This is a genomic window from Kribbella jiaozuonensis, assembly GCF_005233875.1.
Taxonomy (GTDB): Bacteria; Actinomycetota; Actinomycetes; order Propionibacteriales; family Kribbellaceae; genus Kribbella; species Kribbella jiaozuonensis.
On the sequence record NZ_SZPZ01000005.1, the window covers coordinates 241,547 to 252,537 of the forward strand.

Annotated in this window: 9 protein-coding genes; 4 read left to right on the forward strand and 5 right to left on the reverse strand. The window is 67.7% G+C overall.

Going from position 1 to position 10,991, the window contains the following annotated elements; all coding sequences use genetic code 11:
• Positions 1–2: 2 nt before the first annotated feature.
• Positions 3–1,793, reverse strand: a complete 1,791-nt coding sequence (locus FDA38_RS33195; RefSeq protein ID WP_137258134.1) for a sialidase family protein — start codon at positions 1,791–1,793, stop codon at positions 3–5.
• Between the two features lie 127 nt (positions 1,794–1,920).
• On the opposite strand from FDA38_RS33195, the gene FDA38_RS33200 reads away from it, so the two are divergent.
• On the forward strand, positions 1,921–2,541 hold the full coding sequence (locus tag FDA38_RS33200; RefSeq protein WP_137258135.1) for a bifunctional 4-hydroxy-2-oxoglutarate aldolase/2-dehydro-3-deoxy-phosphogluconate aldolase: 621 nt from the start codon (positions 1,921–1,923) through the stop codon (positions 2,539–2,541).
• Between the two features lie 9 nt (positions 2,542–2,550).
• Positions 2,551–3,483 carry a sugar kinase gene (locus FDA38_RS33205; RefSeq protein ID WP_137258136.1) on the forward strand — a complete coding sequence of 311 codons (933 nt, stop codon included), beginning with the start codon at positions 2,551–2,553 and terminating at the stop codon, positions 3,481–3,483.
• On the opposite strand, the gene FDA38_RS33210 is transcribed toward FDA38_RS33205, so the two are convergent.
• On the reverse strand, positions 3,480–4,007 hold the full coding sequence (locus FDA38_RS33210) for a helix-turn-helix domain-containing protein (protein ID WP_137258137.1): 528 nt from the start codon (positions 4,005–4,007) through the stop codon (positions 3,480–3,482). The two genes, FDA38_RS33205 and FDA38_RS33210, sit on opposite strands and share 4 nt — an antisense overlap.
• A gap of 56 nt (positions 4,008–4,063) precedes the next feature.
• Here FDA38_RS33210 and FDA38_RS33215 point away from each other — a divergent pair, with 56 nt between their 5' ends.
• A complete protein-coding gene (locus FDA38_RS33215) occupies positions 4,064–4,966 on the forward strand; it encodes an alpha/beta hydrolase family protein (protein ID WP_137258138.1) in 903 nt (300 codons plus the stop codon).
• On the opposite strand, the gene FDA38_RS33220 is transcribed toward FDA38_RS33215, so the two are convergent.
• The 3 genes from FDA38_RS33220 to FDA38_RS33230 form a co-directional block, all read right to left on the reverse strand.
• A complete protein-coding gene (locus FDA38_RS33220; protein ID WP_137258139.1) occupies positions 4,963–6,429 on the reverse strand; it encodes an ATP-binding protein in 1,467 nt (488 codons plus the stop codon). The genes FDA38_RS33215 and FDA38_RS33220 overlap by 4 nt on opposite strands.
• Positions 6,429–8,090 carry an FAD-dependent oxidoreductase gene (locus FDA38_RS33225; protein ID WP_137258140.1) on the reverse strand — a complete coding sequence of 554 codons (1,662 nt, stop codon included), beginning with the start codon at positions 8,088–8,090 and terminating at the stop codon, positions 6,429–6,431. Before FDA38_RS33225 ends, FDA38_RS33220 begins: the two co-directional genes overlap by 1 nt.
• Positions 8,091–8,226: 136 nt before the next feature.
• Positions 8,227–9,984, reverse strand: coding sequence for a chitinase (locus FDA38_RS33230; RefSeq protein WP_137258141.1), 1,758 nt, complete (start codon positions 9,982–9,984; stop codon positions 8,227–8,229).
• Between the two features lie 108 nt (positions 9,985–10,092).
• On the opposite strand from FDA38_RS33230, the gene FDA38_RS33235 reads away from it, so the two are divergent.
• Complete coding sequence (locus FDA38_RS33235) at positions 10,093–10,869, forward strand: class I SAM-dependent methyltransferase (RefSeq protein ID WP_170989955.1); 777 nt, start codon at positions 10,093–10,095, stop codon at positions 10,867–10,869.
• Positions 10,870–10,991: the final 122 nt, after the last annotated feature.

Here is a 10,991-nt window from a genome sequence, read left to right on the forward strand (position 1 = left end):
TGTCACCCGAGCGGCAGATCGAGTACGGCGTTCGGCACCGTCGTGCTGTTGGTGGTGCGGATGCTGTTGAGCTCGGTCGCCGTCAGCGCGCGTTTGTAGAGGCGGACCTCGTCCATCGAGCCGTCGAAGTGATGAGCGCCGTCCAGCCGTTGGCCGACATACATCTTGAACGGGCGGCCGGGGCTGACCGAGCCGCTCGGTGCGGTGGCGCTCGCGGCCTGGGTGCCGTCGATCCAGATCGAGAGCGTGCCGGCTTTGCGTTGCAGGGCGACGTGGTGCCAGGCGTTGTCGTTGTACGCCTTCGTCGTCTGCACGGCCGCGGTGTTGCCGCCGGTCGTGATCAGGCCCCGGATCCGGCTGTCCGCGGGCTCGGCCCGCAGCCAGAACTGGGAGAACTCGTTGATGTTGTAGCCCCAGAAGATGGCCTGCGGGGTGGTGCTGGCGCCGTACTTGATCCACGCCATCGCGGTGAAGTCACCCGCGCCGACGGCCAGCGCCTCGGCATACGGGAGCTGGAGCGCATCATCGGTGCCGTCGAAGTCCCGCGCCTGCCCGTACTTGCCGGGTACGACTGTCGGCCCGCCGCGCAGGTAGCTGTCGTTGTGCAGCCCGGACACATCCGGGGTCGTCGCGCCGAGGGGTGCGTCCGGGTGGCCGATGTCGTTCTCGGTGAAGCGGGCGAAGCGGATCTGGTCGCGCGCGTCGACCGTACCGCCCTCGTACAGCAGGCCGATCTCGCCGGTGTCGAGGATCGCCATATCGGAGTACCCGGACCAGTCGCTGGTGATTCGGGTGCCTTCGGCAACGGTCTGCCAGGTCTTGCCCTCGTCGAAGCTCGACCGGATCGTCATGTACCGGCGCCGATCCGGATCCGCCGGCGACGCGAACAGGATCCGGTTGTACCTGTCACCCTGGTCGACGGCCCTAAGCCGTTGCAGCGACCCCTGTACGACGGGTGTGGTCAGACCGGCGATCGTCGCGAACGGCGCGGCGAACGTCTCCCCGCCGTCGTTGCTGACCGCGGCCATCCGGCTGGCTCCCGACGTACCGGCGTTGTTGCGGGCACCGGCGTACACACCGCCGTCGACCTTCTCGACCACGCTGATCTCCTGCGGCGTCGCGTCCGACCGGAGATCGGTCCCGCCCTTGTGCCACGTGTCGCCGTGGTCGTCGCTGTAGACGAGCTGACCGGCGTTCTTGCCGGCGCCGTTGTCGTAGTTCGTACCCGCCACGAGGCGCCCAGCGTGCGCGCCGCGGGTGAGCTGGATGCCGTGCACGGGACCGGTCGCGTACCAGCCCCAGGCCGGGTCGTCGATCTGGTCGCCGATGTTCTTTGCCTTGCTCCAGGTCTTCCCGTCGTCGTCACTGAACTGGACGTACGGCGTCCGCGGGCGGGTCGTCGTACCTGGATCCATCGTGCTCAGCAGCACGATCCGGCCGGTCTCGTAGTCCACGATCGGGGCCGGGTTGCCGCGGGTCGCAACGGCATTCGGATCGGTGTCGGTTCCGGACAGTACGGTCTGGGTCGCCGACCAGGTGCGGCCGTCGTCCTCGGAGCGGCGCAGGACCAGGTCGATCTCCTGGGAGTCCGCGCACCACGCACGCCGGGCCTCGGCGAACGCGAGCAGCGTCCCCGCCTTGGTCTTCACGATCGCGGGGATGCGGTAACAGCCGTAGCCGGCGTCTCCTTTGTTGAAGAGCACGGTCTGGGTGATGGCCGCTTGGGCTTGCGGCGCCTGAATGCTGAGCACGACCAGGGCGAGGGCCGTCAGCAGGAGTTTGAGCTTGGGCATGGGCGGATGCCTCCTGAAAGTAAACAACGGGGCGGTTGTTCACTTAGTAATTTAGCCACAGATCAGCCGTCTCGAACAGAGCTCATAGGACGTCCTATTTCTGAATCGATCACCTAGGTTGGAGACCATGGACCTGCTTGCCGAACTCCGGAACCGGAAGCTGCTCGCGATCATCCGGGCGGACGGGGCGGATACCGCGCTCGCCTGCGTCGAGACGCTCGTCGAGGCCGGTGTCACCGCGCTGGAGATCTCGCTGACGACGCCGGGCGGGGTCGAGGCGATCGCCAAGGCGCGTTCGCAGTACGACCCGCACATCTTGATCGGCGCCGGGACGGTCGTGACCGCGGCGCAGGCTGACGAGGTCGCCGCGGCTCGGGCCGGCTTCGTCGTCACTCCGGCGATCACGCGTGGTGCCCATCGTGCGGTTCAGCTCGGTCTGCCGCTTCTCTGCGGTGCGCTGACGCCGACGGAGGTTGTCGCCGCGCTGGATCTCGGCGCGACTGCGGTGAAGATCTTCCCGGCGAAGCTGCACGGTCCCGGGTACTTCAGCGAGCTCCGGGCCCCGCTCCCGGACGCACCGCTGATCGCCGTCGGCGGGGTCGATGCGCAGTCCGCGCCGAAGTACCTCGCCGCCGGAGCGCTTGCGGTCGGCGTTGGATCGCCGCTGCTGGGCGACGCAGGCATCGGCGGATCGTTGGCCGAGCTCGCGATTCGGGCGAGCACGTTCCGCACTGAGCTCGGGGTCTAGGAGTCACTCATGACCGATGTGCTGACCTTCGGTGAAACGATGGTGTCCGTACGGACTGCGCGGCCGATGCGGCTGGGCGGCGACGCGCATCTGTCGATCGCCGGATCCGAGAGCAACGTCGCGATCGGCGTCGCCCGGCTCGGGCACGACGCTGCCTGGTTGAGTGCCGTAGGCAACGATGAGCCCGGTCGGCTGATCCAGCGGACGCTGCGCGCCGAGAACGTCGACACGACGTACCTGCGGTTCTCGGACGACTCGTTCACCGGCTTCATCGCCTTCGACCAGCCGTCGCACGACATCACCCGGGTGAGCTACCACCGCCGCGGCTCGGCCGCGTCCACGCTGACACCCGCTGAAGCCACAGCGGCCATTGCTACGGCGACGCCGACTCTGCTCCATGTCACGGGCATCACTCCGGCCCTCTCCGACACGGCTCGCGCTGCGACGCTGGCCGCCGTACGCGCGGCATCCGCTGCAGGCACTCAGGTCTCACTGGACGTGAACTACCGCGCCCGCCTCTGGTCCCGCCCTGAAGCAGCCGCCGCCATCCGCGAACTCCTTCCCCACGTCGACACGATCTTCGCCTCCGACGACGAACTTGATCTCCTCACCGACGCCTCCGACCCGATCGCCGACCTGCTCCAGTCCGTCGACCAGGTCGTCGTCACCGCCGGCGGCAAGGGCGCCTGGGCACACTCCGCCGAAGGCACCATCCACCGCCCCGCCTTGCCGGTCACCGTCATCGACAGCATCGGCGCCGGCGACGCCTTCGTCTCCGGCTACCTCTCGGCCACCCTCGACGGACTACCCGTAGAAGCCCGCCTCGAACGCGCCGCCACGTCCGGCGCCTTCTGCGTCACGGCGTACGGCGACTGGGAATCCCTCCCGACGCGCACCGACCTGACCCTGCTGGCTCACGCCCAGGGCACCGCGCTTCGCTAGTCCTCGACGGGAAAGAGAATCGGGCTGAGCAGATACCGCGATCGGCCCGGGGCAGCTTCGTTCGACAGGGCCGGCAGGATCGCTGACCGCATGCCTTCGATCAGTTGGTGTAGCTCTTCCTTGCTGAGCCAGATGCCGTGCTGGCGATAGCCCACGAGATCCGTGAGCGGATCCGCGTCCTCGTGATCGAGGTACGTGTTGAACTCGGCCACCAGCGCGGCCATCGCGACGGCGAAGGCACGCCGATGATCGTCGGCGGTCAGCTGCTCGAGCTGTTCCGGCGTGATCGACGCACGCTCCTGCCGCAGGCGGAAGCGGCGTTCGACAGCGCCGCGGACCCGGCGCTCCTCGGCGACCTCGAGGATGCCGCCCTCGGCGAGCAGCTCGACGTGGCGGTACAGCGTCGCCTTCGAAACGTCGCCGATCCGCTCACCCAGCTCGCCGGTCGTCAGCTGCCGGCCGCCGCGCAGCGCGTGGACGATCCGCAACCGCACCGGATGTCCCAGCAGCTCCAAAGGATCCATGGCAGAACGATCTCATGCCGTGATACCTTTCTCAAATACTGAGAAAGGTAGTGCCGATGACCGCCTGGACTCCCCCGCCGTACGCCGATCCGACCGCCTTCACCGAGCAGGACCTCGTCCTCGAAGCGGCCGGCCAGACGGTGCCTGGCACCCTCACGCTCCCGCCCCACCCGTCAGTCGGCGTCGTACTGCTCGCCGGCGGCGGCCCGTTCGACCGCGACGAGACCAGCGGACCGAACAAGCCGTTGAAGGATCTCGCCTGGGGCCTGGCCACGCAGAGCATCGCCGTACTGCGCTTCGACAAGCTGACCGCGAACCGTCCCGAAGCGATGGCAGCGCCCGGCTACACGATGACCGCGGAATACCTGCCGCACGCGACGGCCGCCGTACGCAAGCTGGCCGAACACGTCGACCGGGTCTTCCTCGTCGGTCACAGCATGGGCGGCAAGGTCGCACCGAAGATCGCCGCAGAGGAGCCGATGGTCGCGGGCCTGGTGATCATGGCCGGGGACACGCAGCCAATGCACCACTCCGCCGTCCGCGTGATGAAGTACCTCGCCGAAACCGGGGCCGTCCCGCCCGAGACTGTCGCGCTCTTCGAGCGGCAGGCGGCCGTCGTCGACAGCCCCGACCTCTCCCCCGACACCCCGCTGACAGATCTCCCGTTCGGCATGCCGGCGTCATTCTGGCTGGACCTTCGCGAGTACGACGCCGTCGCCACCGCGGCGAAGCTCGACGTACCGATCCTCGTCCTGCAAGGCGGTCGCGACTACCAGGTCACCGTCGCCGACGATCTCCCTGCCTGGCGCGACGGCTTACCCAACGCCACCGTCAAGATCCTCGACGCCGACAACCATCTGTTCTTCGCGGGCAGTGGTCCATCGACGATGGCCGACTACCAGGTCCCCGGGAATGTGGACCCTGTAGCCGTCAGCACCATCGTCGACTGGTTGCCTTAAGCAAGCAGCGCCGGGTCGGACTCCAGCTCGCGTTCGGGATCGAGCGGAAGCACGATCTTGAACACCGTCCGGCCGGGCTCGGACTCGACCCGCAGATCGCCGTGGTGCTTCTTCACCACGATGCGCCAGGAGATGTCGAGCCCCAGACCGGTGCCCTCGCCGATCGGCTTGGTGGTGAAGAACGGCTCGAAGATCCGCCGCCGGATCTCCTCCGGGATCCCCGGGCCGGTGTCGCCGATCTCGACGACCGCGTAGGCGCCGTCCTTCCGGGTCCGGATCGTCAGCGTCCCGGATCCGCCCATCGCGCTGACCGCGTTGTCGATGATGTTCGTCCACACCTGGTTGAGCTCGGCGGCGTACGCCGGGATCTGCGGCAGCTCGGGATCGAAGTCCTTCACCACCTCGTACCCCTGCAACTTGCCCGACATCATCACCAGCGTCGACTTCAGCAACTCCCGAAGATCGACGGTCTGGTACGGCGCGCGGTCGATCTGCGAGTACTGCTTGGCAGCACCAACGAGTGTCGAGATGCGCGTGACCGAGTCGTCGATCTCGTTCATCAGCGATTCGGTGTCGATCGTGTACATCAACCACCGCACCGCACCTTCGAGGTACTTCGGGCCGACGGCCGTCAGCACCTCCTCCATCCACGGCACGTCCAGCCCGGCCGCCGCCAGCACCGGCGCGATGTCCCAGCTGGCCTGGACGTCGTGGTCGTCCAGCCAGTCGGTCAGCGCGTCCTCGCGGTCGGACAGCTCCATCGGCGGGACGTCTTTGTCCTTGTTCTTGTCGAGCCGCTCGACCGCGTCGTCCTGGAGCGCGACGATCTGGTGCAGCTTGGTCGCGTCCAGCGTGCCGTCGGCGAGCATGGCCAGCTTCGACCGCATCCCGGAGACCCGCTGCCGCAGAGTGGCCGCGGCCCGGACCGCCGCGGCGGCCGGGTTGTTCAGCTCGTGGGTCAGGCCGGCGGACAACGAACCGAGGGCGAGCAACCGCTCGCGCTCCCCCAGGGTCTCGTTGGTCCGGCGCATACCCATCACGAAGCCCTCGATCAGGTGCACCGCCATCGGGAACCAGGTGTTCATCATCGTCGCCATCGTCTCGGCGCTGATGACGAAGAACTCCGACGGCCGGGTCACCTGCATCGTCGCGGTGTACGACTTGTGGTCGTTGGCGCCGAAGAACGCGTTGAACGCGCCCGAGTACACCCCGCGCTGGCCGGTCCGGTTGATCTCGACCAGCTCACCGTGCGACAGCTTGCAGAGCCGGATCTCCCCGGTGATCAGGACGTAGCAGCAGGTCGCCTCGTCCCCCTCGTTGAAGACGATCCCGTCGTCCCAGCTCTCGACGTACCCGGCCTCGGACAGCCATTGCAGCTGCTCGTCGGTGAGGCTCTCGAAGAGGAACAGCGTGCGCAGCTCGTCGGGAGTCAGCCGCCGCGGCTCCACAGCTTGGTCAGTCATCAGAGCATCTCCAGGTATCGGTGCACCAGTGTCACGGCCATCGCTCCGTCGCCGACCGCCGAGGCGACCCGCTTCACCGACTCGGCCCGCACGTCGCCAGCGGCGAACACGCCGGGCATGCTCGTCTCCAGGTGGTACGGCTCCCGCTCCAGCGGCCAGCCCGGCGGTCTGCCGGGCAGGTCTGGTCCGGTGAGGACGAAGCCTCGATCGTCGCGGAGCAGGTCACCGGGCAGCCAGTCCGTCCGAGGAGCCGCGCCGATGAACACGAACATCCATTCCGTGTCCACGTCGTGGCTCTCCCCGGTCTCGCTGTTCAGCAGGGTGAGACACTCCAGGTGCTCCGAGCCCTTGCAGGCAACGACCTGCGTGCAGGTATGCACCTCGATGTTGTCGATCCCCTCGATCTGGTCGATGAGGTACGACGACATCGTCGCGGTGAGCGATGGTCCTCTTACCAGCATATGCACGCGTTTCGAATACCTGGCGAAATAGACCGCGGCCTGGCCGGCCGAGTTGGCGCCGCCGATGATGTAGACCTCCGAACCGGCACACGCCGGCCCCTCGGTCGTCGCCGAGCCGTAGTAGATCCCGCGACCGCACAGATCGTCGACACCCGGCGCCTGGAGCGTCCGGTAGGAGACGCCGGTCGCCAGGATCACCGAGTGCGCCGAGATCTCACTGCCGTCGGCGAACCGCAGCTGCCGCGCGTTGCCGAGCGTCTCCAGCCCGACAACCTGCCGGGTCGTCAGCAGCTCGGCGCCGAACCGGACGGCCTGCCGCCGGGCCCGGTCCGTGAGTTGTGCACCGGACACCCCGTCGGGGAAGCCCAGGTAGTTCTCGATGCGGCTGGACTGCCCGGCCTGGCCACCGGTCGCCAACTGCTCGACCAGCACGGTCCGCAGGCCCTCGCTGGCGCCGTACACCGCAGCTCCGAGCCCGGCCGGACCGCCGCCGACCACGACCAGGTCGTAGAAGTCCTTGGCCGGGGCGGTGGACAGACCGACCTTGTTCGCCAGCTCGACCTCGGTCGGTGCGACCATCACGGTGCCGTCAGCTGTGATCACGACCGGCAGCGTCGAGCCGTCGACCTCGGCAGCGTCGAGGAGACGCTTCGCCTCTTCGTCGTCGACGTTCAGCCACCGGTACGGCACCGCGTTCCGGGCGAGGAAGTCACGGGCCGCGAACGACGGCGCCGACCAGCGGTGACCGATCACCCGGGTCTCGTCGCCGGACGGCTCCGGGGTCGACTTCCACAGGTCGAGCATCGCGTCGACCACCGGATACAGCTTCTCCTCCGGCGGGTTCCACGGCTTGAGCAGGTAGTGGTCGAGGTCGACCACGTTGATGGCCTGGATCGCCGCGTCGGTGTCGGCGTACGCCGTCAGCAGCACGCGGCGGGCGAGGGGGAACAGGTCCATCGCGGCCTCGAGGAACTCGATGCCGGACATCTGGGGCATCCGGTAGTCGGCCAGCAGCAGGGCGACGGGCTCACCGCGGAGCTTCAGCTCCTTCAGCGCGTCGAGCGCCTGCGCCGGGTTCTCCGCCCGGACGATGCGATGATCCTCGCCGTACCGACGGCGGAGGTCACGGGCGATTGACCGGGAAACACCGGGATCGTCGTCCACGGTGAGGATCACCGCGCGGGTCGTTGACGCTGTCATGCCTCCTTCATACCAGCGGAACCGCACAAATCGGGATCGTTCATCCACAGGCCGAATCCGGTCCGCGGGGGCTGACGCGGACCGGATCGGCTCGTCCGGGGATCCGTGGGCTCTGTGGTGCCCGCGGAGCGACCCGTCAGGGGAGGGCGTCGAGGTACGGCGCGTGGTTGTTCTGGAACTCCCAGTTGTAGTAGTGGTCCCAGTTGATCGACCACGTCATCAGCCCCCGGAAGCCCGGTGAAGCGCCGCCGCGGAGGCTGTAGCCGCCGCAGTTCTGGCCCTTCACCAAGCAGTCGAGCGCCTGGTGCACGGCTGCCGGGGCGGTGTAGCCGTTGCCCGCGCTGACTGCTGCCGGGAGCCCGATACCGATCTGGTCGTCGCGCAGTCCCGGGAACGTCTGTCCGGTGTTCGCCACCGGGAAACCGGCCTTGACCATGTCGGTCATGGCGATGTGGAAGTCGGCGCCGCCCATGTTGTGGTACTGGTTGTCCAGCCCCATCACCGGACCGGAGTTGTAGTCCTGGACGTGCAGGACGGTCAGCGAGTCCCGCATCGCGTGGATGACCGGCAGGTACGAACCGGTCCGGTTGTCGCCGCCACCTGCGCCGCCGTAGAACTGGTAGCCGACCTGCACGAAGAACGTCTCCGGCGCCATGGTCAGCACGAAGCCGGACCCGTACTTCGCCTTCAGCGTCTTCAGCGCCGAGATCAGGTTGACGATGACCGGCGTGGTCGGGTTGCGGAAGTCGGTGTCACCGGCGTTCAGGTACAGCGAGTGCCCTTCGAAGTCGATGTCGAGCCCGTCCAGCCCGTAGCGGTCGATGATCGCGCTGACCGAACTGACGAACGCGTCCCGCGCCGCGGTGGTGGTCAACTGCACCTGTCCGTTCGCACCGCCGATGGAGATCAGCACCTTCTTCCCAGCGGCCTGCTTGGCCCGGATCGCCGCGATGAACTCAGCATCGCTCTCCACGTTCGGACACTCGCTGGCAGGACACCTGTTGAACCGGATGTCCCCGGACGTCACCGACGTCGGCTCGCCGAACGCCAGATCGACGATGTCCCACTGGTCCGGTACGTCGGCCATGCGCACATACCCGGATCCGTTCGCAAAGCTCGCGTGCACGTAGCCGATCAGCGCGTGCTTCGCCAGCCCGGTACTCGTGCAGCCTCCCGTCGTACCGCTGGTAGCTGCTGACCTCGCCGACTCACCAACGCTGTTGTACGCCGCCACCGTGTAACTGTGACTACTGCACGCGGCGAGCCCGCTGATGGTCGCCGTCGTTCCGGCGACGGTCTGGACGACGCTGGTGCCCTCATAGACCCGGTAACCGGTGACAGTGCCCGTCGCAGCCGGCCAGCTCAACGAGATGGCGGAGTTGGTCGCACTGGTGACAGTCGGCGTACCAGGAGCGGTCGGAGCACCCGGCGTACCGCCAGGACCATCCAGACTGAAGTCATCCGCCTGGTACGCCGGTTGCCCGTACCAGCCGTGCATATAGATCTGTGCGGACGTCTGACTCGCTCCGGTCGTGAAGGAGAGACTCAACTGCGTGAAGCTCGCCGCCGACGGCGTCCAGCTAGAAGGGCCACCTGTGACCCCGAGGTACACGTACGAACCGCGCACCCACCCCGACAACGTGTACGCCGTGTTGGGCTGCACCGACACGGTCTGACTGCACTGGGCATAGTCGGAACTCGTCACCGCGCCGTTCAACGCAAAGCCACCGCTGTGAGTCGGACTGCTGACCACGGACCCACCCGAGCAGCTCCAGCCACTCAGCGAACCGGACTCGAACCCCGGATTGCTCAGAATGTTCGCCGCCTGCGCCGGCACCGTGACACCGGCCGCCAGCAATACCCCGACCACCACAGCAAGCCACCGTGCACGCATAGAACCTCCTCGACGATGCGATTTAGTAGAGAGGTTCCATAAATCCACGTCAATGCATCACCGGCGGCGGGTATCCGACGCTGTCGGGATCCGGCCTACTGTGAGCGCGTGAGTGACATCGACTGGGGTCAAGGCACGTACGAAACGACGGCGGCCGACCTGTTGCCGGCCGCTCGCGAACTGGTGGACGCGGCGCAGCTCAAACCCGGCGAACACGTGGTCGACGTCGGCGCAGGCACCGGCAACGTCGCACTGCTCGCCGCCGACCTCGGCGCCCGCGTCACCGCCGTCGAGCCCGCCGCCCGGCTTCGCGAAGTCATCCAGGAGACAGCCGGCGCCCGCGACCTCACCGTCGTCGACGGTACGGCGGCGTCGATCCCGCTGCGCGACGGCTCCGCCGATGTGATCCTGTCCAACTTCGCCGTGATCTTCGCCCCCGACCCAGCCGCGGCGATCGCCGAACTCTCCCGCGTCGCCGCCCCGACCAGCCGCATCCTGCTCACCAGTTGGCTGCCCGGCGTGATGGGCAAGCTGGTCGGCGTCATTGTCGGCGCGGTCCGGGAAGTCACCGGCCAGAACCCAGCAGCCGGCCGCATCGACTGGCACGACCCTGCAGCCCTCACCACCCTCTTGGCCCCGCACGGCTACCAGGTCACCGCGACCACTCTCGAGCTCGAGGTGGTCACGCCGTCCGCGGAGAGCTACTGGGACACCCGCATCGCCAACCACCCACTCGGTGTCACGACCTTCCCCATCCTGGAACAAGCGGGCCGTCTCGACGACGTACGAGCCCGTTTCCTCCAGACGCTCGATGACAACTGGACCGACACAACCGGCCAGGTCCGCCTGCCCGCGCAGTACCTGTTGGCGACTGCCACCCGCTGATCGTTGGCAGATTTTCGCCAGCGGCCAGTGTCAGCCAAAACCGTGTAGCCGGAGCCACGGATTGGCAGGCTCTTCGGCGTCCGTGCTCGGGGGCGGGCGGCCGGGGCTACAGCCCACGGCCA